Annotated in this window: 20 protein-coding genes; 10 read left to right on the forward strand and 10 right to left on the reverse strand. The window is 35.6% G+C overall.

The window, feature by feature from the left end:
* Positions 1–22: 22 nt before the first annotated feature.
* The 8 genes from trpA to BW951_RS12490 form a co-directional block, all read right to left on the reverse strand.
* On the reverse strand, positions 23–757 hold the full coding sequence (gene trpA, locus BW951_RS12455; protein WP_076393263.1) for a tryptophan synthase subunit alpha: 735 nt from the start codon (positions 755–757) through the stop codon (positions 23–25).
* A 359-nt stretch (positions 758–1,116) separates the two neighbouring features.
* The gene (trpB, locus tag BW951_RS12460; RefSeq protein ID WP_076393265.1) at positions 1,117–2,295 is read right to left on the reverse strand and encodes a tryptophan synthase subunit beta; all 1,179 of its coding nucleotides are present in this window, start codon (positions 2,293–2,295) and stop codon (positions 1,117–1,119) included.
* Complete coding sequence (locus tag BW951_RS12465) at positions 2,285–2,848, reverse strand: hypothetical protein (RefSeq protein WP_076393267.1); 564 nt, start codon at positions 2,846–2,848, stop codon at positions 2,285–2,287. Before BW951_RS12465 ends, trpB begins: the two co-directional genes overlap by 11 nt.
* 194 nt (positions 2,849–3,042) lie before the next feature.
* Positions 3,043–3,717, reverse strand: coding sequence for a phosphoribosylanthranilate isomerase (locus BW951_RS12470; protein WP_076393269.1), 675 nt, complete (start codon positions 3,715–3,717; stop codon positions 3,043–3,045).
* 9 nt (positions 3,718–3,726) lie between these two features.
* Positions 3,727–4,506, reverse strand: coding sequence for an indole-3-glycerol phosphate synthase TrpC (gene trpC, locus BW951_RS12475; RefSeq protein WP_076393671.1), 780 nt, complete (start codon positions 4,504–4,506; stop codon positions 3,727–3,729).
* Between the two features lie 11 nt (positions 4,507–4,517).
* Complete coding sequence (gene trpD, locus BW951_RS12480) at positions 4,518–5,504, reverse strand: anthranilate phosphoribosyltransferase (RefSeq protein WP_076393673.1); 987 nt, start codon at positions 5,502–5,504, stop codon at positions 4,518–4,520.
* Between the two features lie 38 nt (positions 5,505–5,542).
* The gene (locus BW951_RS12485; RefSeq protein ID WP_076393270.1) at positions 5,543–6,154 is read right to left on the reverse strand and encodes an anthranilate synthase component II; all 612 of its coding nucleotides are present in this window, start codon (positions 6,152–6,154) and stop codon (positions 5,543–5,545) included.
* A 157-nt stretch (positions 6,155–6,311) separates the two neighbouring features.
* Positions 6,312–7,736 carry an anthranilate synthase component I family protein gene (locus BW951_RS12490; RefSeq protein ID WP_076393271.1) on the reverse strand — a complete coding sequence of 475 codons (1,425 nt, stop codon included), beginning with the start codon at positions 7,734–7,736 and terminating at the stop codon, positions 6,312–6,314.
* 538 nt (positions 7,737–8,274) lie between these two features.
* Here BW951_RS12490 and BW951_RS12495 point away from each other — a divergent pair.
* The 6 genes from BW951_RS12495 to BW951_RS12520 all read left to right on the forward strand — a co-directional run bounded on the left by BW951_RS12495 (position 8,275) and on the right by BW951_RS12520 (position 13,481).
* Entirely contained in the window at positions 8,275–8,496 is a 222-nt protein-coding gene (locus tag BW951_RS12495) for a hypothetical protein (RefSeq protein WP_076393272.1), read from the forward strand.
* Positions 8,496–8,870, forward strand: coding sequence for a c-type cytochrome (locus BW951_RS22555; RefSeq protein WP_076393273.1), 375 nt, complete (start codon positions 8,496–8,498; stop codon positions 8,868–8,870). Before BW951_RS12495 ends, BW951_RS22555 begins: the two co-directional genes overlap by 1 nt.
* Before the next feature lie 3 nt (positions 8,871–8,873).
* The gene (gene rlmF / locus BW951_RS12505; RefSeq protein ID WP_076393274.1) at positions 8,874–9,803 is read left to right on the forward strand and encodes a 23S rRNA (adenine(1618)-N(6))-methyltransferase RlmF; all 930 of its coding nucleotides are present in this window, start codon (positions 8,874–8,876) and stop codon (positions 9,801–9,803) included.
* Between the two features lie 278 nt (positions 9,804–10,081).
* Positions 10,082–11,779, forward strand: a complete 1,698-nt coding sequence (gene lysS, locus BW951_RS12510; RefSeq protein WP_076393275.1) for a lysine--tRNA ligase — start codon at positions 10,082–10,084, stop codon at positions 11,777–11,779.
* 84 nt (positions 11,780–11,863) lie between these two features.
* A complete protein-coding gene (locus tag BW951_RS12515; RefSeq protein ID WP_076393276.1) occupies positions 11,864–12,604 on the forward strand; it encodes a hypothetical protein in 741 nt (246 codons plus the stop codon).
* 58 nt (positions 12,605–12,662) lie between these two features.
* Positions 12,663–13,481: an OmpA family protein gene (locus BW951_RS12520; protein ID WP_076393278.1), complete on the forward strand. Its 819-nt coding sequence runs from the start codon at positions 12,663–12,665 to the stop codon at positions 13,479–13,481.
* A 54-nt stretch (positions 13,482–13,535) separates the two neighbouring features.
* Here BW951_RS12520 and BW951_RS12525 read toward each other — a convergent pair whose 3' ends face one another.
* Together BW951_RS12525 and BW951_RS12530 are read right to left on the reverse strand one after the other, a co-directional pair.
* Positions 13,536–14,540: a cytochrome d ubiquinol oxidase subunit II gene (locus BW951_RS12525; RefSeq protein ID WP_076393280.1), complete on the reverse strand. Its 1,005-nt coding sequence runs from the start codon at positions 14,538–14,540 to the stop codon at positions 13,536–13,538.
* Entirely contained in the window at positions 14,537–15,880 is a 1,344-nt protein-coding gene (locus BW951_RS12530; RefSeq protein WP_076393675.1) for a cytochrome ubiquinol oxidase subunit I, read from the reverse strand. Before BW951_RS12530 ends, BW951_RS12525 begins: the two co-directional genes overlap by 4 nt.
* A gap of 232 nt (positions 15,881–16,112) precedes the next feature.
* On the opposite strand from BW951_RS12530, the gene gyrB reads away from it, so the two are divergent.
* The 4 genes from gyrB (at position 16,113) to BW951_RS12550 (ending at position 24,025) form a co-directional block, all read left to right on the forward strand.
* Positions 16,113–18,047: a DNA topoisomerase (ATP-hydrolyzing) subunit B gene (gene gyrB / locus BW951_RS12535; protein WP_076393282.1), complete on the forward strand. Its 1,935-nt coding sequence runs from the start codon at positions 16,113–16,115 to the stop codon at positions 18,045–18,047.
* Between the two features lie 136 nt (positions 18,048–18,183).
* On the forward strand, positions 18,184–20,079 hold the full coding sequence (locus BW951_RS12540) for a DUF3857 domain-containing protein (protein WP_076393284.1): 1,896 nt from the start codon (positions 18,184–18,186) through the stop codon (positions 20,077–20,079).
* A 10-nt stretch (positions 20,080–20,089) separates the two neighbouring features.
* Positions 20,090–22,018 (forward strand): transglutaminase family protein, encoded by a 1,929-nt coding sequence (locus tag BW951_RS12545; protein ID WP_084196429.1) that lies wholly within the window; start codon positions 20,090–20,092, stop codon positions 22,016–22,018.
* A 114-nt stretch (positions 22,019–22,132) separates the two neighbouring features.
* Positions 22,133–24,025, forward strand: coding sequence for a DUF3857 domain-containing protein (locus BW951_RS12550; RefSeq protein ID WP_076393286.1), 1,893 nt, complete (start codon positions 22,133–22,135; stop codon positions 24,023–24,025).

Genomic DNA, 24,025 nt, shown 5'->3' on the forward strand with positions numbered 1-24,025 from the left:
GAATACACAAATTTAGTGATTTTTAGGCTTTAATGGAATGGATGAAATCTATAGCTTTGGTCTTCCAGTCTCTATTTTGAAGTAAAATGTTGACGAAAGCGGTTCCGATGATTCCGCCGTCGGCTTTTTCGGTTACATTTTCGAAGTCTTCTTTTGATTTGATTCCGAAACCGATCATCACCGGATTTTGTAAAGGAAGTGAAGCTAATCTTGAAAGATATTCTTCGTTTTTGAGAACAGCCTGATCGTTTCCGGTGGTTGAAGATGAACTTACTGCATACAAAAATCCGGAGCTTAAGGAATCGAGGTATAAAATTCTTTCGTCCGAAGTTTCGGGAGTCACCAGAAAGGTGAAATTCAGATGGTATTTTGCTAAAACTTTCTGATAATTTTTCTCAAATTCGATGGGAGGGAGATCTGGAATAATTAATCCTGAAACTCCGCTTTCCGAACATGCTGCACAGAATTCTTCAAATCCGAAACGCAGCACGGGATTGATGTAGCCCATTAAAATTAAAGGAACTTTTATTTCGTTTTTAATGGATTTCAGTTGTGAGAAAAGTTTTTCGATCGTCATTCCGTTTTTCAGGGCTAATTCATGAGCCTGCTGAATAACGGGACCGTCTGCAACAGGATCTGAATAAGGCATCCCGATTTCGATCATCTCTGCGCCGGAATCCTGAATTAATTGTATGATTTCAGCAGTATTTTCCAGCTCGGGAATTCCTGCGGTGAAGTATATATTTAGTTTTTTCATTTAAAAATGCTTTTTAATGATGTCATTTCGTAAAGATCTGCTTAAATGGTTTTTTAGTTTAGCCGCAAAAGGTGCAAAAGATATTTATAAAGATAAGGTTGATAACATTCGCTTTCAAAAGTGTAAAAATCAAAGATTTTTTGAAAGCTGTTGTGATCTTTTTATTGATAAACACTAATCATTTAGTTTATCTTTTATGACTTTTATGGTTAAATAAAGTGTAAGTTCATCAGTTCTTCGTATGACAAAAATTATTTTTGATGTAGACGATGCGATCCGGCTTGAACGGAGCTCTTTTTGTGCAGCAAAGCGGAACAAAAAAGCGGGAGTGGAAGACGGAAATTATCGCCCGAATTATTTTACAAATGTTTCAGATAGGTTTCCATGTCTTTATCTCCGCGACCGCTGAGACAAATGACTACAATATCGTCTTCGTTAAATTTCTTTTTGTCGAAAACCGCGAGCGCATGAGAACTTTCCAGAGCGGGAATAATGCCTTCGAGTTTGGTGAGCTCAAACGCTGATTTCAAAGCTTCATCGTCGTTGATGCTGAAAAATTCTGCTCTTTGTTCTCTGAATAAATTCGCGTGAAAAGGTCCGATTCCGGGGTAATCCAGCCCTGCGGAAATGGAGTGGGGCTCGATAACCTGTCCGTCATTGGTCTGCATCACAAGGCTTTTGCTTCCGTGAAGAATGCCTAAAGTTCCCAGAAAAGTCGTTGCGGCAGATTTTCCGGATTCTACACCGAAACCTCCTGCTTCAGCAGCGATAATTTTCACGTCTTTTTCGTTTACAAAATGGTAAAAAGCGCCTGCTGCATTGCTTCCGCCACCAACACAGGCAATAATATAATCAGGATTTTCTCTTCCTGTCTGTTCCAGAAGCTGTTCTTTTATCTCTTTTGAAATTACACTCTGAAATCTCGCCACAAGATCCGGAAAAGGATGCGGACCGACTACACTTCCGATCACGTAATGAGTGGTCACGGGGTTGTTGATCCAGTCTCTTAAGGCTTCATTTACAGCGTCTTTCAGGGTTTTGGAACCTGAAGTTGCAGGAACGACTTTTGCGCCGAGCATTTTCATTCTTGCGACGTTGGGAGCCTGTCTCTGGATATCGACTTCGCCCATGTAAACGATGCATTCCAGTCCCAGAAGCGCGCAGGCTGTAGCAGTGGCAACGCCGTGCTGTCCGGCTCCGGTTTCGGCAATGATTCTGTTTTTTCCGAGACGTTTTGCCAACAAAACCTGTCCTAAAGCGTTATTGATTTTGTGCGCTCCGGTGTGGTTGAGATCTTCTCTTTTTAAGTAAATTTTGGTATTGTATTTCCGGCTTAAATTTTTCGCAAAATACAGTGGCGTTGCACGTCCTACGTAATTTTTTAACAAATCCTGATATTCCTGTTGAAAATCTTCAGATTCAATAATATCAAGATAGTTTTTTTGCAGTTCCTCTACGTTCGGGTAGAGCATTTCCGGGATGAAAGCGCCTCCGAATTCTCCATAATATCCGTGTTCGTCGGGGTTTCTATAATTCATTTTGTAATGTATTTATCAGTGAAAGGTTATAATCAAACTGCTGTTTGCTGATCTGTCTGTTTTGGTGCAGCAGATGCAGTTTTGCAGTTAAATCTATTAAAATATCTAAATCTAATTTCGAGTTGTACATGGTAATCGCAATTTCAAGATTATCAACAAGATAATAAGAGTCGAATTTCTCATACAGGCAGAAAATTTTACAGTAAACGATTCCGAAATCATATTTCACACTGGCTTTTACGTTGCTGTCGAGTAATTTATCGGCAATCACCACCAAATGATAGCTGTCCCAGAAATGAATGGTTTTAAAGAAATATTCGACATCTTCTTTGTGGAAATTTTTAATGATTTCGATGAAATCACTTAATAATCCTCCGATGTACCAATATTCTGTATTGCTGTCATTTTCAGAGACAAAATCATGCAGTCTTTCTACTTTTTCATTTTCAAATTTTTGAGAAAACAGGACTCTGTGAACGGATTTTCCGATCTCTTCAAGATTTAATTTCTTAAATTTTAAAAGCTTCAGTTTTCTCGAATAATATTTTTTCAATGTTTTTTGTTTTTTTATTATTGATTATCCGTTATTGATCATAATGCTTAATTTTAACGCAAAGAATCGCTAAGATTCTTTTATATACCAACTGTTTTTAAGTTCGCAAAGGCGTTTCACTCAGCAAAGAACTCAAAGGTTTTCTAATTATGACAAATTACGGACAATCATTTTTATTGTGTTTTAATTTATGATCAGATCAGTTTTTCTTTAAATATTTTTATCCGGCTGATGTTTTTAACTCCGGGTTCTGTTTCGAACCTCGAATTGATGTCCAGAGCAAAAGGCTTTTGTTTTAAAATGCTTATGTTTTCTGTATTTTCTTCTGAAATTCCGCCACTTAAAAAATAGGGAAGAGGAATTTCAATGTCGTTTAACAGATTCCAGTCGAAGGTTTTTCCTGTTCCTCCAAATGATTTTGAATCGGTGTCGAAAAGAATATAATCGTTTGTTTGCCCATATTGATTGATTGTTTTTTGAAGTTCCTCTGAGTTTTGGTTTCCAATTCGGATTACTTTGATGATTTTGATTTCAGAATTTAATTTTTTTCTTAATTCTGTAATAAAATTTTCATCTTCATCGCCGTGAAGCTGTATGAAATTCAGTTTTGCTTTTTCTGCCGTTTCAACTATTTTTTCTAAGTTTTCATTTACGAAAACGCCGACTTTTCCAGAATGTTCAATTGCTGAAATCTGTGCCGGATTCAAATGTTTCAAAACATACCTGAGCGATTTTTCATAAAAGATAAAACCGAGAAAATCTGTCTGTAAAGATATTAACTTCTGAATCTGATCAGATTGGGTTAATCCACAAACTTTTAGCTTCGGAGCATTTTTATTCGTCAATAGATTGTTGTCTGGTGATTTCATACCTGATTTTTAAATTCCTGTATTCGAAATAAATTCAGCCAACTTTTTTCCGGGATTTTCATGTTTCATAAAATATTCGCCCATCAGAAATCCGTCGAAACCTTCATTTTTTAAATATCTGAAATCTTCTTCGTTGTAAATTCCGCTTTCGGCAACAGACAGAATGTCTTTCGGAAGCTGATTTTTCAAATTAACCGAATGTTGCAGATCCACTTTGAAATCTTTCAGGTTCCTGTTGTTAATTCCCACAAGATCAATGTTTTTATTAATATGTTTCAGCTCTTCTTCGGTATGGATTTCCAGTAAAACTTCCAATCCCAACTCGTGAGAAAGTTCTGTAAATTCTGAAACCTGCTGCGGTGAAAGACAGGCTGCAATCAATAAAATAACATCTGCACCGATGCTTTTGGCTTCATAAAACTGATATTCATCGATCATGAAATCTTTTCGCAGAATCGGAATATTTACAGAATTTCTTACATTCAGAATATCCTCAGAACTTCCTCCGAAAAAATCACGATCCGTTAAAACAGAAATTCCGCTCGCCCCGAATTTTTCATATGCGGAAACCACTTTTAAAGGTGAAACTGTATCATTAATAATTCCTTTTGAGGGAGATTGTCTTTTGAATTCGGCAATGATTCCGCTTCTCTTTTTTAAGCTTTCTTTCAGTGAAAAATTTTCTCTTCCGAAAAATTCAGATTCCTTCAATGCTGAGACTGAAGTATTCGATTTGGAGAAGGAAACCTCTTCTTTTTTTCTTTGTATGATTTTATCTAAAATATTCATAATCAATTTCATTATTCCAAAAGAAGTTCCAGACTTCTTAATGCTTTTCCTCCATGTAAACTTTCTTTCGCCATCAAAAGGCAATCTTCATAGCTTCCGAATTTATCGGTGTGATAAAGGGCAACCGCTGCATTTGCCAATACAACGGCATTCTGTTGTTCCGTTCCTTTTCCCTGAAGAATATTTCTGAAAATTTTTGCCGTTTCCTGAGGGGTTTCGCCCGCTTTTATGCTTTCATGCGTAATAGAATCAAAGCCAAGATCTTCCGTGGAATAGACTTCTTCTCCTTTTTTGGTAATAATTTTACTGTCGTGGGTAAGGCTGATCTCGTCGTAGCCGTCCATCCCATGAACAAGGATAAAATCACGGTTGTCCTTCTGCAAAAGATACTGGTAAATTCTTGCAATTTCCAGATTGTAAACGCCGATCATGGAAAACTGAGGTTTTGCAGGATTCACAAGCGGACCGAGAAGATTGAAAAAAGTTCTGAGACCTAAAGCTCTTCGCAGCGCACCAACCGATTGCAGTGCCGGATGAAAATAGGGGGCATGTAAAAAACAGATGTTGGCTTTTTCAAGATCTTCCTGAAGTTTTTCCGAACTGTTTTTGAATTCGTAGCCCAGTTCTTCCAGTACATTGGAAGATCCGGTGATGGTGGAAGCTCCGTAATTTCCGTGTTTTGTTACTTTCTGTCCCGCTCCTGCAACTACAAAACTTGATAAAGTTGAAATATTGATAGTGTTTTTTCCGTCACCGCCCGTTCCTACAATATCGATGGCATCTCCGGAATCTATGTTTACGGGAACTGCCATTTGCAGAAGGGCTTCACGAAAGCCTTCCAGCTCTTTAAGTGTGATATTTCGCATCAGGAAAACACTTATAAAAGCCGTAACTTCGGTTGCATTGAATTTATTCTGGGCAATCTCAATCATAATCGCCTTTGCCTCAGATTTGGACAAGGTATGATGATTAAAAAGGTATTGCAGGATCTCTTTCATTTGTGGAGGTTTTATGGTTGAGGGAATCTGTGTTGTTTTCAATTGAGTAGAAAATTTTTAATGATGATTTCTCCCTGCGGAGTAAGAATGCTTTCCGGATGAAACTGTACGCCATGAACATCATATTTTTTGTGCTGTAACGCCATAATCATTCCATCTTTGTCTACTGCGGTAATTTCCAGTTCTTCCGGTAAATCTTCGCGGTTAACAACCCAACTGTGGTATCTTCCGACTTCAATTCCGCTGGATAAATTTTTAAAAATTTTGGTGTCTTCTTTTACGAAATCTGCGGAAGTTGCCACTCCATGAAAAATTTCGGAAAGATTGGTTAAACTTCCTCCAAAAGCTTCTGCAATCGCCTGCTGACCGAGACATACGCCTAAAATGCTTTTGGTAGGAGCGTATTCCTTAATCAGATCCAGTAAAATTCCGGCTTCTTCCGGAATTCCGGGACCGGGTGAAAGTACTATTTTATCGTACTGATCGATTTCTTCCAGACTGATCTGGTCATTCTTTACCACATCTACTTTGGTATCCAAAACTCTCTCGATAATCTGAACCAGATTGTAGGTAAAGCTGTCGTAGTTATCGAATACAAGAACTTTAGCTGATGGCTTTTGGTTGTTTGTTGATGGTTCTGTATTATTCATTTTTATTTTTTTCTGTAATAATTAATAAATCCGTTTAGCAATTTTTTGCAAAGGATTAAAACTTCTTCTTTTAGACAATTTTAAGTTGGATCATAAATTAAATTTGATAGTTTTCTGGATTCAGTCCAGACATCTAAATTCTGTCAACTAGACTCAATCAACTATTCACTAATTTCTCCGCTTTTTCCACTGCTTTTTTCAGGGCATTCAGTTTATTGTTTACTTCCTGAAGCTCACTTTCGGGGTTGGATTTTGCTACAAGTCCGGCTCCTGCCTGATAATACAGCGTATTGTTTTTGCTTAAAAAAGTCCGGATCATAATTGCCTGATTGCAGTCTCCGTTCAGACCAATCATTCCGATGCAACCGCCATAATATCCTCTGGAATCTTTTTCATACTGGTTAATTAACTGCAACGCTCTGTGTTTCGGGGCTCCGCTTAAAGTTCCCTGCGGAAAAGTTGTTGCCACCATTTCGAAAGGATTTACATTTTCCTGCAGATCCGCTGTCACTTCGCTTACCATGTGGATAACGTGAGAGAAAAGCTGTATTTCCTTTAATTTGGTTACCGTTACATTTTTTCCGAGCTTTCCAAGATCATTCCTTGCAAGATCAACAAGCATCGTGTGTTCTGCATTTTCTTTTTCATCGTTTTTTAAATTTTCGATAGACTGGAGATCGGTTTCAAAATGTCCTGTTCTTTTGAATGTTCCGGCAATCGGATGAATAACGGCTTTGTTGTTTTTGATGATTAACTGGCTTTCAGGGCTTGAACCGAAGAGTTTGTAATTGCCATAATCGAAGAAAAATAAATAAGGGGAAGGATTGATGTTTCTTAATGCACGGTAGACATTGAATTCATCTCCTTTAAATTTCTGCTGAAATCTTCTGCTGAGTACCAATTGAAAGACATCGCCTCTCATGCAGTGTTTCTGGGCTGTTTTTACGAGTTCAATATATTCTTCATCCGTAATATTAGAAGTTTCTGCTCCTTCTTTTTCGAAAGGATAAATTACGGAATTCAGATTCTTGATTAAGCTTTCAAGAAGGTAAAATTCAGATTTTACACCTTCCATCTGATTTTCAATAATATGCATTTCATCATTGTAATGATTGATGGCAATAACATATTGATATAATCGGTAACGAAGAATCGGGATTTCAACTTCGGGACTTTGCGCTTTGAACTGAATATTTTCAAAAAACTGAACCGCCTCGAAACTGGTATATCCGAAAAGACTTTGTGCCGTCTGTTCTATAGGATCTGCCGTTTTTTCGCATTCGAAAAGATCTGAGAAATTCTGAAAAACATCTTCAATTTTATTTTCAATGATAAATTGTTTTACAGGTTCCTGTCCCGGAAGCTTTATTTCAAAATCATTTAAATTTTTAATTTCAATTCCTGCAATCGCATTGATGGCAATGAAGGAGAAGTTATTATCGATATTTTTAGAATCTGAGCTTTCCAGAAGAATAGTATCTCTGAATTTGTCGCGAATCTGCAGATAGATATTCATCGGAGTCTGAAGATCTCCGAGTGTTTTTTTGGAAACGGTTTTTATTTTTATCTTTTTACTGAACATTGCAGTTGAATTTTAAAATGGATGAAACAAAAAAAGACTTCAACGGATTACGTCAAAGTCTTTATTATTTGTTATAAATTATTTCTGTTGGTTGTTTAGCATTAACAACATGACAATAACATCAGACCCGACGAAGAGTTTGAATGCCACCACCACATATTTTTGTTGTTAACCATAGTACAAATGTATATAATTTTTTTAATATGAAAACAAAAAAATTATGAAATTAAAAAAAACTTTTATGGTTGTCCGCAATTTGTCATCATTAAAAAACCTTTGAGTTCTTTGCTGAGTGAAACGCCTTTGCGAACCCAAAAACAGTTGGCATATAAAAGAATCTTAGCGAAATCTTTGCGTTAAAAAGCAATATGATTAATAACAGATCATCAAAAAACTTAATCTGAAAACTGATGACTTTCACTAATCAGAAAAATCTTTTAGCAGAAAAAAATTAATGAAATATCTTTAAAAATGGAGGTTTATCATAAGTTTGAAACTTTATTTTTTATATTTTTGTCTAAATTTTATAGAAAAAATAATGAAAAAAGTATTAGCAATCGCGTTTATCGGTGGTTTATTGGCAGCTAGCTGCTCTAAAAAGCCAAATCATGACTTACAGGACAGCAACACGATGTTGCCAGAGCCGGATGCTCCAACTGTGGTGGATTCTACTGCCAAAAAAACTGAAGCAGCAAAAGTAAATGCCGCAGAATCTCTTCCTGCAGCTGAAGCTAAAGCAGATACTCTTACAAAAAAATAATGAAAAATCTGTTTTTGACAGGATGTCTGGCAATGCTGATGTTTTCCTGTTCCAAAAAAGAAAATACACCTGTTGATGCGGCTTCCCCTGAAGCTACATCAATGAATGAACCGGCGAAAAGTAATCTTTCCGGCGACAAAATTATTGAAACGCTGGACTGTTCCGGATGTCATGCGGTGAATGAAAGAATGATAGGACCTTCTTATCAGGAAATAGCGGATAAGTATTCTGAAAAGGATGCAGAAATGCTCGCTTCCAAGATTATAGAAGGCGGAAGCGGAGTTTGGGGAGGCGTTCCGATGTCTCCACATCCACAGGTATCGAAAGAAGATGCCAAAAAAATGGTACAGTATATTTTAAGTCTGAAAAAATAATTGATGACTGAAAAGTCTGCTTTACATCCAAGAAATTTGCATCGTGATCCTTATGATTTCGAACAGCTTATTTCCTGTGTACCGGAATTAAAACATTATGTTTTTGTGAACGCTTATCAAAGTGTAACAATAAATTTCAGTCTTCCGAAGGCTGTAAAATTGCTGAACAAAGCTTTGTTGTTACACTTTTATAAGGTTCAGGATTGGGATATTCCCGAGGGTAATCTCTGTCCTCCGATTCCCGGAAGGGCAGATTACATTCACTATATTGCCGATTTAATCGGTGAAAAAAATCCTCAGAATTCTGATATTAAAGGACTGGATATCGGGACAGGAGCAAATCTTGTCTATCCTTTAATTGCCCACCGTTCTTACGGATGGAAAATGACGGGAACTGATATTAATGACAATTCCTTGAAAAATGCAGAATATATTTTAAGTCAGAATCCGGATTTATTACCTTTTATACATCTGAAAAAACAGCCGGAACCTGAACATATTTTCAAAAATATTATTGATAAAGAAGATCGTTTTGTATTTTCGATGTGCAATCCGCCTTTTCATGATTCCGAAGAATCTGCCATGAAAGGGAATTTCAGAAAGACAAAAAATCTTAAAAAATCTACGGTTAAAAAACCATTGCTGAACTTTGGAGGACAACAGTCGGAATTATGGTGTGAAGGCGGAGAACTGGCATTCATTACAAATATGATTCGCGAAAGTGCTCTGTATTCATCTCAGGTTTTATGGTTTACCTGTCTTGTTTCCAAAAAAGAGAACCTCAGTAAATTAACATTCCTTTTAAAGAAAATAAAAGCAGTCGATTTCAGGATTATCGAAATGTCTCAGGGACAGAAAATCAGCCGTATACTGGCTTGGACCTTTGTTGATCTTAATAAGCATAAAGACTGGTTTTTGAAGTCAAAAATATAAATGTCCTACATTATATTTGTAAAGCGTTTTAATATTGTGTTTTTAGAACAAATTTCTTTACAATATCTGCGGTTGAGTATTCTGTCCATGCAAAATATCAAGCCTGTTGTTTTCGGTAGATAAACTTGGTATCGGTTTGACGCTGTCTGCTAATTTAGCAGCCGAATTGATCTGTGACTGTATATAATAATGTATTACAGTATAAAATATTTGCTTCAACTTTAAAGCAGAATTTTATAAATAATCACTAAATTTGTACGCTTTTAGAAAAATAAGAAATGCAATTATCAGAACAAGAAATCATTAGAAGAGAAAAGCTGAATAAGCTTGTTGAAATGGGGATTAATGCATTCCCGGCGGATGAATACATCATTACAGATACTACAGAGTCTATAAAACAGGATTTCGCAGAAAGTAAACAGGTGAAGATCGCGGGAAGACTGATGTCGCGAAGAATTCAGGGAAAAGCTTCTTTTGCTGAGTTGCAGGATTCTACTGGAAGAATTCAGGTGTATTTTAACAGGGATGAGATCTGTACAGGAGAAGATAAAACGTTATATAATGAAGTGTACAAACATCTTTTGGATATCGGAGACATTATCGGAATTGAAGGTGAACTGTTTACAACACAGGTAGGAGAGAAGACGGTTTTGGTGAAAAATTTCACCCTGTTAACGAAATCTCTAAGACCGCTTCCACAGGCAAAAACCGATGAAAACGGTGTTGTTCACGATGCATTTAATGATCCGGAACTAAGATACAGACAGCGTTATGTAGATTTAACCGTAAATCCTCAAATTAAGGAAGTTTTCGTAAAAAGAACAAAACTGTTCAATGCGATGAGAACATTCTTCAATGATGCAGGATATTTTGAGGTTGAAACTCCGATCTTGCAGGCAATTCCGGGAGGAGCTGCTGCAAGACCTTTCATTACGCATCACAATGCTTTGGATATTCCTTTATATTTAAGAATTGCCAACGAATTGTATCTGAAAAGATTGATCGTGGGTGGTTTTGACGGGGTTTACGAATTCTCCAAAAACTTCAGAAATGAAGGAATGGACAGAACCCATAATCCGGAATTTACCGCAATGGAAATTTATGTAGCGTACAAAGACTACAACTGGATGATGGATTTCACGGAGAAGTTATTAGAGTTCTGTGCTATTCAGGTAAACGGAACAACAAAAGCTACTTTCGGGGAATATGAAGTGGATTTCAAAGCGCCTTACCAGAGAATTTCTATGACGGATGCGATCCTGAAATTTACAGGATTCGATATCACCGGAAAAACAGAACAGGAATTATTCGATTTTGCGAAATCTATCGGAATTGATGTGAATGAAACGATGGGGAAAGGAAAATTAATTGATGAAATTTTTGGTGAAAAATGCGAAGGAAACTTTATTCAGCCAACTTTCATTACAGATTATCCGATCGAAATGTCACCGCTTACGAAAAAACACAGAAGCAAAGAAGGTTTAACCGAGCGTTTTGAACTGATGGTTTGCGGAAAAGAAATCGCCAATGCGTATTCTGAGCTTAATGATCCGATTGACCAGAGAGAGCGTTTTGAAGAGCAGTTAAAATTATCCGAAAAAGGAGATGATGAGGCAGGACAGTTTATTGATGAAGATTTCTTAAGAGCGCTGGAATACGGAATGCCGCCAACTTCCGGTTTAGGAATCGGAATGGACAGATTAATTATGTTCCTTACGAATAACGCATCCATTCAGGAAGTTTTATTCTTCCCTCAGATGAGACCTGAAAAAGCAGTTCCTCAAATTGAACTGGGTGAAGATGAAAAAGTAATTCTTGAAATCTTAAAATCAGGAGAACAGATTGCTTTGGCAGAAGTGAAAGAGCAATCTCAACTTTCAGGAAAGAAATGGGACAAAGCTTCCAAAACTTTAACGAAAAATAACCTCGTGAAAGTAGATAAAATTGATGAGGTTCTTTTGATGAAACTGGTTTAAGATTTTACCGTTTAAAATAATATAAGGTCGTCTCAGGACGATCTTTTTTATTATATTCAAAAACTTTTTAAAAAATTAAAACTAATGATTAAAAAAATTAAAGTTAATCAGACGATTCCTATATATTCTAGCCATGATGAAAACTCAAAAACCGAAAGTTTTTTGCAAGAGGGAGATATTGTTGAATTTAATCGCGAAAAAAGAAGGGACGGTATTGATTGGTTTGAGATTATTTTGAACAGAAAAAATTACTTTATAAAAAAAGATTCTTCAAAGTTTTCTTTATTAAAAAGAGTCAAACTTATTGATGATGCTTGTACCATTGTATTCTTTGAATCTAAAGCCGGAGAAAAATATACTTTTGGTGAAGTATTTACGGTTCATTCGCTTGAAGGTATGAATCAGGGGTGTATTAAAGTGAAAAGAATTTTTGATCATGCGCAACAAGAGAAATACATTAATCTGTATTATGATATAAACAAGGTTAATATTTCTAAAAGGATTTTTGCAAAAGGAGAAGAAATCATAATTACCAATAAGATAGGAATGTTTACTGAGGTTTTATATGGCAAAAAGACAGGATATATTTTGTCTGATATTGCTTATTATGAACCGAAAAATTGGTGGATGGTAGCCGTTGTTTCTGTAGTTGGTTTATTTATGATGGTTGGCTTAATATATGGTGCTATATCTTCAGGCTGGGTTGTGAAAGGGTCTTTCTTAGCCATTCCGGTAATCATTGTATCTGCAATCATTATTGTTTTTATAAAAGGGATTTTGACAATTATTAATCTTGTTGTTGAAAATATTAGAAAAAGATTGTAATTTTTTACTGTAAAAACTATTTCTGTACAATTTCCGTTATTAATAAAAACTAAATGAGATGAGAATTCTTATCGTCCTTATTTTTCTGTTCGTCAATGTGAAAGCTCAGATGCTTAGTTCTGTTTATTTCGAGTACAATAGTTCTAAACTGACGAAAGAATCGCAGAAAAAGCTTGACAGTCTGGCGCAGTTGAGAAGCAATCTGAAATTCAGAATTTTTGGAAATTGTGATATTTCCGGAACTTCGGAATACAATAAAAAGCTGTCTGAAAATCGCGCTAATGCGGTTAATCAATATTTACAGTCAAAAGTCGGAAATAATATCAAACTGGAAAGTGTAGTAGGATTGGGAAAAGAAAAACCCATCAATGACAACAGTACCGAAGAATTGCGCGGTAAAAACAGAAGGGTAGATGTATTTATTGATCGGGTGATGATTGCCGGAGAAATACATTCGGGGAAAACCTTTGAGAGCTTTTTCAGCAAAAAAGTTTCAGAAATGAAAATCGGAGAAACTTTTTCTTTGCCGAATGTTAATTTTATCGGAGGTCGCCACGTATGGCTGCCAAAAGGAAATAGTGTATTGATGCAGTTAGCGGAAATTTTAAAAAATAATCCGACAATCGAAGTAGAATTGCAGGGACATATCTGCTGTGATTATGACAATTTCGACGGTGAAGATTTAGATTTGAAAACATTTAACCTATCTTGGACGAGAGCCAATGCCATCAAAGAATTTCTGGAAAAACAGGGAATTGCTTCCACGCGCATCAAAGCAACCGGAATGGGACATCTCAATCCTGTTGTTTATCCCGAAAGAAAGGAAGAGGATTTCATGAAGAACAGGAGGGTGGAAATTGTTTTACTTAAAAAATAGATTACAAGGTTTCGGCGCAGCTTTGCTGCGCCGAAACTATTATACCTTATAAAATTATCTTCTCAGTTTACTGAATGAAGCCATCAGATAAAACAAAAACGGAAGGATGAAAACAGAGCCGAGCATTAACGCCCATCCCAAAGCGGAAATTGTTTTTGGTGCGGCAACATTGTCTAATAAAGAAAGATGCTGTCCGTTTGCAAGCAAAATAATATTCGGATTGTGCTGATAAGTAGCGGCAACCAGAATCATAATCACCTGAAATCCGGCTAAAGCTCTTACTGGCAAAAGCTTACGGCGATTCATTGCTCTCAGAATCAAAAAGAGACAAATTGTGGCAAAAACCGTTGCCATAATTCCCAAAGGTTTTGAGAAAACCCACATCAGTAAAGGAATATCGGAAAAATAAGCCGTGATGAAAACCAGAAGTCCTGCGATAACAACAAAGACCATGGTCTGTTTGGATTTTCTAATCATCATACCCAGTTCAAAACGGTCAGATGTTTCTCTCAAAGCAAAAACGGAAGCAAGATAAGCACAGATGGAAACGGTAAATAAACCCACTGCTACCCCAAACCAGTTCAGCCAACTGAAAATATACAAATCTAAAAAGTTGGTCGCCTCCGGATTAATGGAATGGGAGATCGTTGCTGCTGCCGTTAATCCCAGAAAAAAAGGAGTCAGTAAACTCGCAAAGTAAAAAATCTGTGTGTAAATGCGTTGCCAACTGTCTTCTACTGCATCATAATGTCGAAAAGTAAAGGCTGTACCGCGTGCAATAATCCCCACCAGCATTAAAACCAAAGGAATATGAAGGTACGTGGAAAGCGTAGTGTAAATCTCCGGAAAGCCAACAAAAAGAATAACAATCGCAATAATCAGCCACATATGATTGGCTTCCCAAACCGGAGCAATGGAAGTATACATCAAAGTCTGCGTTTTGGGTCTGTTCTTTTTTCTGGTGAACTGTTCCACAATTCCCGCTCCGAAATCAGCTCCGCCTAAAATAACATACAGACAGATCGATAGCCAGAGAAATCCTATAACAACGTAAATCATGACTTCTTATTTTTAGAGTTAAACTGAGGATCGGTAGGATCGTATAATTTGGGAACCATTTTAATCTGTCTTGTTAAAAGGAAAATAATAACCAAAGAGAGTGACGCGAAAATCGCAGTAAAAAAGTAAAAAGAATACTGAATTCCCGGCATTGGTGTCACGGCATCGGCTGTTTTCATAATTCCGTAGATAATCCACGGCTGTCTTCCCACTTCAGTTACCGTCCATCCCGCTTCCAGAGCAATATATCCGAAAGGAGTTGCATATAAAAATGTTTTCAGAAGCCAGTTTTTGGAAAGCCATTCTTTCCTGAAAAATGTTGCATACAGAAAAACACTTCCAATAATAATCATCACAACACCAAAGAAAATCATGATCTGAAAAGCATAATGCACAACCGCAATCGGAGGCCATTTATCTTTTGGAAAATCTTTCAGTCCTTTTACTTCCGCGTTAAAATCATTAGCCACTAAAAAACTCAGAACTTTCGGGATTTTTACGGCATATTTTATCTCTTCTTTTTTCTCATCCGGAATTCCGCCAATCACAAATGAAGCCCCTTTCTCGGTTTCAAAATGGGCTTCCATGGCAGCTAATTTTATCGGCTGTCTTTCTGCAACAGATTTTGCGGCAACATCACCACTTAAGGGAGCTCCGAATGCTCCGATCAGAGCAAATCCTGCTGCAATTCTGAAGGCTTTGGTATGAAATTCAACATTTTTTTTCTTTAGAATCAAGAAAGCATGAACTCCGGCAACGGCAAATCCGGTTGCACAAAACGCTGCAACCGTCATGTGTAAAGCCTGAGGAAACCACGCGTCATTAAACATGGCTTTAATAGGATCTATATTTAAATATTGTCCGTTCACATAATCGAATCCTGCCGGAGAATTCATCCACGCATTTGCGGCAACCACTAAAATTCCCGAAGCTAAACCGCTTAATCCTACCAAAAATCCGCAGAACCAATGAAACCATTTATTAAATCTGTCCCATCCGTAAAGAAAAAATCCGATTGCGATGGCTTCAATAAAAAATGCAGTTCCTTCCAGTGAAAAAGGCATTCCGAAGATGGGTCCTGCGTGTTTAATAAATTCAGGCCACAGAAGTCCCAGTTCAAAGGAAAGCATCGTTCCGGAAACAGCTCCGGTTGCAAAAAGGATTGCTACACCTTTGCTCCATGCTTTTGTGAGACCTTTATAAACTTCGTTTTTTGTTTTTAAGTATTTCCAGTGCGCAAAAGCCATAAGGAAAGGCATTACCATACCTACACAAGAGAAAATAATGTGAAAGCCGAGTGACATTGCCATCTGTGCACGAGCTGCAAGAAAGTCGTCCATAAACCATTCATTTTGAGTAAATAAATTTACGGATAAATTATAGATCGTCATTATGATTTACAACAGCATTTGTTTGAGAAATAGGTTTTAACTTTGGTATTTTTTAAGAGAAAATAATCTTTGCTTTTTGTGGAAAAATCAATACTTTTTTGACACTTTTTAACTTTCGTACCTCGAAAAAAATCACGATATTTGTAAGTCTTTGCATTTAGCAGGATTTTTTAATATTTATATGAGTCAGAAACAATATACAGCTAGTAGTATTCAGGCATTGGAAGGAATGGAACACGTGCGTATGCGTCCTTCAATGTACATTGGTGATGTGGGAGTAAGAGGTCTCCATCATTTGGTTTATGAAGTAGTAGATAACTCTATCGATGAAGCTTTAGCAGGGTACTGCGATACGATCTTTGTCAGCATTAAAGAAGGAAACGGGATCGAGGTTAGCGATAACGGTAGAGGTATTCCTGTGGATTTCCATGAAAAAGAACAGAAATCCGCTCTTGAGGTGGTAATGACGAAAATCGGGGCAGGAGGTAAGTTTGATAAAGATTCTTATAAAGTTTCCGGAGGTCTTCACGGAGTTGGGGTATCGTGTGTAAACGCACTTTCCAACGAAATGGTGACGACAGTTTACAGAGACGGAAACGTTTATCAGCAGATATATTCAAGAGGTAAAGCTCAGACGGGTGTTGAGGAAATCGGGCACAGTGATCAGAGAGGAACCAAGCAGTTCTTCCAGCCGGATGATTCTATCTTTACAGAACTGGTGTATAACTATGATACATTAGCAAGCCGCTTAAGAGAGCTTTCTTATTTAAATAAAGGAATTACCATTACGCTTACCGACGAAAGAGAAAAACTGGAAGACGGTTCTTTCAGATCAGAAGTTTTCCATTCTGAAGGAGGTTTAAAGGAGTTCGTTGCCTTTATTGACGGAAACCGTGAGTCGATCATGGAAAATGTAATTTTCATGGAAGGTGAAAGAGATGATATTCCTGTGGAGGTTGCGATGCGTTACAACACATCATTCAACGAAAATCTTCACTCTTACGTAAATAATATCAATACTCACGAAGGAGGAACTCACTTGGCAGGTTTCAGACGTGCTTTGACAAGAACTTTGAAGAAATATGCAGATGATTTAGGAATTCCTGCCAAAGAAAAAGTAGAAATTACAGGGGATGACTTCCGTGAAGGACTTACCGCTGTAATTTCCGTAAAAGTAATGGAACCTCAGTTTGAAGGACAGACCAAAACAAAATTAGGAAACTCCGAAGTTTCGGGTGCTGTTGATAAAATTGTTGGGGAAATGCTGACTAACTTTTTAGAAGAAAATCCCAACGAAGCAAAAATTATCGTTCAGAAAGTGGTGTTGGCTGCAAAAGCCAGACAGGCTGCGAAAAAAGCCCGTGAAATGGTTCAGAGAAAATCTCCGATGGGAGGTTCCGGACTTCCGGGGAAATTATCCGACTGTTCTTCAAAAGATCCTGCAGAATCAGAAATTTTCTTGGTTGAGGGAGATTCCGCAGGTGGAACGGCAAAACAAGGGCGTGACAGATTCTTTCAGGCAATTCTTCCGTTAAGAGGTAAAATTCTGAACGTTGAGAAATCAATGCTTCATAAAGTATATGATAATGAGGAGATCAAAAATATTTATACCGCTCTTGGGGTTTCTGTAGGTACTGAAGAAGATTCTAAAGCGTTGAATATGGCGAAATTAAGATATCACAAAATCGTAATTATGACCGATGCGGATATTGACGGGTCTCACATCTCAACCTTAATCTTAACCTTCTTCTTCAGATATATGAAAGAATTGATTGAGAACGGTTATATTTATATCGCTCAGCCTCCTTTATATTTATTAAAAAGAGGGAACAAAAAAGTTTATGCTTACAACGAAAAAGAGCGTGAAGAATTCACTTTAGAGATGTCTCCGGATGGGAAAGGTGTTGAAGTTCAGCGTTATAAAGGTCTTGGAGAGATGAATCCTGAACAGCTTTGGGAAACCACTCTGAATCCTGAACACAGAATTCTGAAGCAGGTAACCATCGACAATGCAGTGGAAGCAGACAGTGTATTTTCTATGTTGATGGGAGACGAGGTTCCGCCAAGAAGAGAATTTATTGAAAAGAATGCCAAATATGCGAAAATTGATGCATAATTGAATTCAAAAAATACGATTATAAAAGGCTTCAGCAATGAAGCCTTTTTTCTTTTTTCAATATGAACCCTTCAATACAATAAAAAAAGTTTTCACAGTTATAAGATTTCATTATTTTTGCTAAATTTTAATAACCATGATGAAAATACTTTGTATTGGAGCACTTTCGATGGCTTCTTTTTACTACTCACAAAATTTTCCGGTTTCTGCCATTCCTGAGAATCTGAAGAAAAATGCCAGCGTAGTTATCAGAAAAGAAAATGATATTGCCGAAATCAATAAGATAGATGATATTACTTACAAAAGATCTTCTGTAATTACGGTATTAAATAAAGATGCTATTCCTTATGCTATACCCAGAATTTCTTATCAAAAAGGAGATAATATTTCAGAGGTAAAGGTAATAGTTTATGATGAGAAAGGGAATAAACTAAAGAGTTACTCTAAAAGTGATTTTACAGATATTGCAGCTAATCCTCAAGGAACCTTCTATTCAGATAGCAGAATGTTAATTCTTCCTTTTACCGCATCAAGTTTTCCTTATACGGTAGAATTTAGCTATGAACTGGACGATGAAAATACTGTTTTTATTCCAGATTTTGTACCATTTTATGATTATAACGTTTCTTTAGAAGAAAGTACATTTAACATAATTAATAAATCAGGAATAAATCTTCGCTCTAAGTTCTATGAATCTCCTTTTAATTATACATCTGTAGATATTAAATCAAATGGAGAAAATAAACTGTACACTTATAAGAATGTTCCGGCTATAGACAATGGACAATTGGTTCCAAGTCCGCAAAAACTTCTTCCAAAAGTTAGTTTTTCTCTTGATAAATTTAATCTTGAAGGAAAACAGGGAAGTATTGCATCCTGGAAAGATTTTGGAACTTGGTATTATCAAAACTTATTAACTCCTGTTTCTGTTTCTACACCTGAGATTAAGGCAGAAATAGCTTCTTTAAACTTATCCGGAACAACTGAAGAAAGAGTAAAGAAGATCTATCAGTATATGCAAAATAAAACCAGATATATTTTTGTTGCTTTAGGAATTGGCGGTTGGCAACCCATGATGCCTGATGAAGTTCAGAAAAAAGGATATGGAGATTGTAAGGGGCTTACCAATTACATGAGAACGCTTTTGAACGAAGCAGGAATAAAATCATATTACTCTATTATAAATTCAAATCCGTCATCCATAAGTTTTGATAAAGATTTTCCAAAAATGGCGGGAAATCATGTGATACTTACAATTCCTACAGAAAAAGGAAATATCTGGCTGGAAAATACTTCACAACAGACGGCATTCAACCATCTAAGTTTTAGTACTACAGACAGAAATGTTCTCATGGTAAAGCCAGATGGAATCGATATTGTGCAGACCCCCAGTTTGTCGGCTGAGCAAAATAAAGAAAAGCAGACGCTCTATATTCAATTAAATTCAGACAAATCTATTAGCGGAAAAGGTAAGTTCTCGTATTCAGGAGCTCAGTATGATTTTAATCTGATGTATCTGTTAATTCCTGAAAAAGACAAAACTGAATTCATGAAAAAGTCTTATTCTACATTGGATTTTGAGAATATTGAAATGAAAGACTTTAACAATGATAAAAATGATGCAATTGTAAATTTTGATTTAAATTTTAGAGCATTAAACTATTCAAAATTAGTTGGAAGCAGTTACATTTTTAGATCCGTTCCTATTTACAAAGAAGCAATCTATCAGGAAGATCTTGCGAGAGAATTACCGTTTGAGAGCAGATTAGCTTATCAGGATGACGCAGAAATCATTTATGAATTGCCTCAAGGCTACTTTATAGAAGAACTTCCTCAAAATACAAACCTTACTTCAGAATTTGGTTCATACAAAATAACATTTGAAAAAGAAGAAAATAAACTCATTGTAAAACGTACAGTTAATATCAAAAAAGGTCTTTATTCAAAAGAAAAATTTACTGATTATACAAGTTTTCGTAAGAAAATTTTAAATTCAGATAATTCTAAAATCTTAATTTCTAAAAAAAACTAATACCATTTTAATGAAAATAATTAAAAAATTAAATCTGCTTTATATTTTTATTACAGCTATTTGCTTTGCTCAGGAACATAAATTTCTTAATTATCCTAAATTTGACGAGGCAGACTTAAAAAAAACACAATCAGCCATAGAAAAAGACGCTCCTGCGGAGATTCTTTACAATAGTATGAGTTATAGTGTAGCTCCTTCAGGATGGTATTTGGTAACAAAAAAATTCTTTTCCAAAGTAAAAATATATAATAAAAAAAATGCAGAAGGATGGCTGAATATTCAAATTCCGATTACTGATGATGAAAGCTTAGCAGAATTTCAGCTTACAGTTTATAATCTTCAGAATGGAAAAGTAGAGAAAACATTGATTAATAAGAGAGATCAGCTAAAAGAAAATTTAGTAAAAGGATTAAAAGTATTTAAGTTAGCTATTCCAAATATATTAGATGGTTCAGTAATTGAATACAGTTATAAATTAGAAAGTAATAATCTTTTTAATTTAGCATATGATTTACAATATGACATTCCTATTGTATATCAGGAATACAATTTTGAACATCCAGTTTCAATGAGTTATAGTTTCAACAGTACTGGTAATATTATCAAACCTAAATACAACTTCAGTACTACTGAGCAACAAACAGGAGGTAGTTTTCAAGTATACAATTTTGGGTATGAAAACATGATGTCAATTCCAAAAGAATTATTTGTTAAAGACAACTATAGATATATAGCACGTATAAGACCAGAATTAACTAAATATACAACAAAATACTTTTCTTATAATATTGCAGAAAGCTGGAATAAAGTTTCCGAAAATTTAAATAATAGTGATCTATTCGGAGGCTATTTAAAAAGTAATGGGATAAGAGATGCCCTGCCTGAAAATATTAAAAATATTTATAATCCTCTTGAAAAAGCAAATAAAATTTTTGATTTTGTCAAAAACAATTACAAGTGGAACAAAAAAGATGGAATTTTTGCTAGTCAAAATTTAAGACAGGTAATTAAATTAAAATCAGGAAATTCGGCGGATATCAATCTTTTATTAATTGCTCTTTTAAGGGATGTTGGTTTAGATGCAAATCCGCTTTTAATTTCTACTGTTGATAATGGAATCCTGAATATTTTTTCGGCAAATTTGAGTAATTTGAATCATGTCTTAGTATCACTTAAGATTAATGATCAGATGTATTTTTATGATGCAACTTCTTTTGCCTCTAAAGTTAATATTTTACCTTTAAAAGACTGGAATGATTTTGGAATTTTAATAGAAGATGGAAAAGGTACAGATTTATCTTTTTCAAATACAAATATAAGTAAAAAGAATTTGATAATTAAAGCAAATTTAAATCTTGAAAAATCTGAAATTACTGGGACTTTTACACAAAAAGAAAGTGGACTTTATGCTATTGAATCTTATGACGAATTTGATACAAATAAGGATAAATATAATGAATCTTTTAAAACAAAATTCAATACAAATATCAAGGATGTTGAAACAAAGCTTTTGGAAGATGGGGATTTTGAATCCAAATTGAATTTTTCAAGTGCCAACCTAATGGATGTTGTAGGGAGTAAAATTATTTTAAATCCATTATTATTTTTAAATGTAGGTAATGAAAATTTTGATCAAAAAGAAGAAAGAAAAAATCAGATAGATTTTATTTCTGCATTTTCAAGGGAAAAGAGGGTTGAAATAGACATTCCTAACGGATACAAAGTTGCAGATCTTCCAAAGCCTAAGAAAATTTCAACAGATGGTAAGGAAATATTATTTAGCTACAATATTGAAATTATAAATGATAAACTTATTGTTACTTCTAAAGTAAATGTTGCAAGTCAGAACTATCCTAAAGAATACTATGAGCTTTTCAAACAAATTTGGAAAATTATTTCAGATAGCGAAAATCAGGTAATCAGTTTGATTAAAAACTAACGAAAAGACTTCAGTAATGAAGTCTTTTCCATTTTTACTACAGAGCTTTTAATACAATAAAAAAAAGTTTTCACAGTTATAAGATTTCATTATTTTTGCTAAATTTTAATAACCATGATGAAAATACTTTGTATTGGAGCGCTTTCGATGGCTTCTTTTTACTACTCACAAAATTTTCCGGTTTCAGCTATTCCTGAGAATCTGAAGAAAAATGCAGATGCGGTGATCAGGAAAGATCTTACGACGATTCAGGTTAATAAAATTGATGATATCAGATATCAGTATTATACGGTGACCACTGTTTTGAATAAAGACGGCGATTCCGATGCGCAGATTTATATTCCTTATGAAAAAGGCAATAGTATTTCAGACATCAAGGTAAATATTTACGATGAATCCGGAAAGAAAATAAAGTCATTTTCCAAATCAGATTTTGGGGATTTTGCCAATAATAATCAGGGAACTTTCTATTCGGATAACCGAGTGATGGCTTTGTCTTATACGCCTACGCAATATCCTTACACCGTGGAATTTTCTTATCAGATCGCAGATGAAAACACGGTTTTCCTGCCGGATTTTATTCCATTCAGATCAACCAATATTTCATTGGAAGAAGCTCAGATGAAGATCATCAACAAATCAGGCATCGAGCTTAAAACAAAAACATATCCTTCGGCTTATAACTATACTTCAGTTACAGAAAGCGATAATGCAGGAGAAAAAATATATTCTTATAAAAATGTTCCGGCTATTGATGATGCTTTTTTGCTTCCCCAACCGATAAAAATTTTGCCAAAAGTAAGTTTTGCGTTAACAAAATTCAATCTTGAAGGAAAACAGGGGAGTATAAACAACTGGGGTGAGTTCGGATCTTGGTATTACAACAGCATTTTACAGCCGGTTTCTTTATCAACGCCTGCAATTAAAGCGGAAGTCGCAGCATTGAATTTACAGGGAACAACCGAAGAAAAGGTAAAAAAACTGTATCAGTATATGCAGAGCAAGACAAGGTATATTTTTGTAGCCTTGGGAATCGGCGGTTGGCAGCCGATGCTTCCGGATGAGGTTCAGAAAAAAGGATATGGTGACTGCAAAGGATTAACGAATTACATGAAAACTTTACTGGATGAAGCCGGAATTCCGTCTTATTATTCGGTGATCAATTCCGGCTCCTCTCCGGTTTCGTTTGATAAAGATTTTCCCAAAATGGGAGGAAACCATGTTATTCTGATGGTTCCTGCAGAAAAAGGAAATATCTGGCTGGAAAATACATCTCAACAAATAGCTTTTAACCACCTAAGTTACGGAACCACAGAAAGAAATGTGCTTTCCATCAGAAAAAACGGAATTGAATTAATTGATACTCCGGTTTATGCAGCAGACCAAAGCAAAGAAAAACAGCTTTTAAAAATAAAGCTTAATGAAGACAACAGTATTTCCGGCGAAGGTAATTTTGCGTACACGGGAATTCAGTATGATAACAATCTCGTTCTGGCAACGATGTCACCAAAAGAAAGAAACGAAGCCATAAAAAATCTTCTGGATGTTCTTCATTTTGAAAAGATTGAAATGAAAAACTTCCTGAACGATAAAGACAATGCCGTTGCAAAATTTGATCTTGATTTTAAAGCCAATAATTATTCTAAAAACGCAGGAAGCAGCATCATTTTCAGAGCAGTACCTATTTATTCAAACAATGTTTACAAAACAGACGAAAACAGGGAATTGCCTTTTGAATTAAGACAGTCTTTTCAGGATGAATATGAAATCAACTTTGCGCTTCCTAAAAACTATAAAATAGAGGAACTTCCCGAGAATGTGACCTTAAATTCAGAATTCGGAACCTATCAGTTAAGTTTTGTAAAAAATGGCGAAGAACTGAAAGTCAGCCGAACCATAAGAATCAATAAAGGACTTTATCCTAAAGAAAAATATAACGATTACGTTAATTTCAGAAAAAAAACCATTAACATCGACAACTCAAAAATTTTAATTTCTAAAATTTAA

Source organism: Chryseobacterium gambrini (assembly GCF_900156825.1).
Classification (GTDB): Bacteria; Bacteroidota; Bacteroidia; order Flavobacteriales; family Weeksellaceae; genus Chryseobacterium; species Chryseobacterium gambrini.

Bases quoted from the DNA above. Each gene is read 5' to 3' on its own strand.
- trpA (WP_076393263.1), bottom strand. From the start codon at position 757: ATGAAAAAACTAAATATATACTTCACCGCAGGAATTCCCGAGCTGGAA.
- trpB (WP_076393265.1), bottom strand. From the start codon at position 2,295: ATGAATTATAGAAACCCCGACGAACACGGATATTATGGAGAATTCGGA.
- BW951_RS12470 (WP_076393269.1), bottom strand. From the start codon at position 3,717: ATGAAATCACCAGACAACAATCTATTGACGAATAAAAATGCTCCGAAG.
- trpC (WP_076393671.1), bottom strand. From the start codon at position 4,506: ATGAATATTTTAGATAAAATCATACAAAGAAAAAAAGAAGAGGTTTCC.
- trpD (WP_076393673.1), bottom strand. From the start codon at position 5,504: ATGAAAGAGATCCTGCAATACCTTTTTAATCATCATACCTTGTCCAAA.
- BW951_RS12485 (WP_076393270.1), bottom strand. From the start codon at position 6,154: ATGAATAATACAGAACCATCAACAAACAACCAAAAGCCATCAGCTAAA.
- BW951_RS12490 (WP_076393271.1), bottom strand. From the start codon at position 7,736: ATGTTCAGTAAAAAGATAAAAATAAAAACCGTTTCCAAAAAAACACTC.
- BW951_RS12495 (WP_076393272.1), top strand. From the start codon at position 8,275: ATGAAAAAAGTATTAGCAATCGCGTTTATCGGTGGTTTATTGGCAGCT.
- BW951_RS22555 (WP_076393273.1), top strand. From the start codon at position 8,496: ATGAAAAATCTGTTTTTGACAGGATGTCTGGCAATGCTGATGTTTTCC.
- rlmF (WP_076393274.1), top strand. From the start codon at position 8,874: ATGACTGAAAAGTCTGCTTTACATCCAAGAAATTTGCATCGTGATCCT.
- lysS (WP_076393275.1), top strand. From the start codon at position 10,082: ATGCAATTATCAGAACAAGAAATCATTAGAAGAGAAAAGCTGAATAAG.
- BW951_RS12515 (WP_076393276.1), top strand. From the start codon at position 11,864: ATGATTAAAAAAATTAAAGTTAATCAGACGATTCCTATATATTCTAGC.
- BW951_RS12520 (WP_076393278.1), top strand. From the start codon at position 12,663: ATGAGAATTCTTATCGTCCTTATTTTTCTGTTCGTCAATGTGAAAGCT.
- BW951_RS12525 (WP_076393280.1), bottom strand. From the start codon at position 14,540: ATGATTTACGTTGTTATAGGATTTCTCTGGCTATCGATCTGTCTGTAT.
- BW951_RS12530 (WP_076393675.1), bottom strand. From the start codon at position 15,880: ATGGACGACTTTCTTGCAGCTCGTGCACAGATGGCAATGTCACTCGGC.
- gyrB (WP_076393282.1), top strand. From the start codon at position 16,113: ATGAGTCAGAAACAATATACAGCTAGTAGTATTCAGGCATTGGAAGGA.
- BW951_RS12540 (WP_076393284.1), top strand. From the start codon at position 18,184: ATGATGAAAATACTTTGTATTGGAGCACTTTCGATGGCTTCTTTTTAC.
- BW951_RS12545 (WP_084196429.1), top strand. From the start codon at position 20,090: ATGAAAATAATTAAAAAATTAAATCTGCTTTATATTTTTATTACAGCT.
- BW951_RS12550 (WP_076393286.1), top strand. From the start codon at position 22,133: ATGATGAAAATACTTTGTATTGGAGCGCTTTCGATGGCTTCTTTTTAC.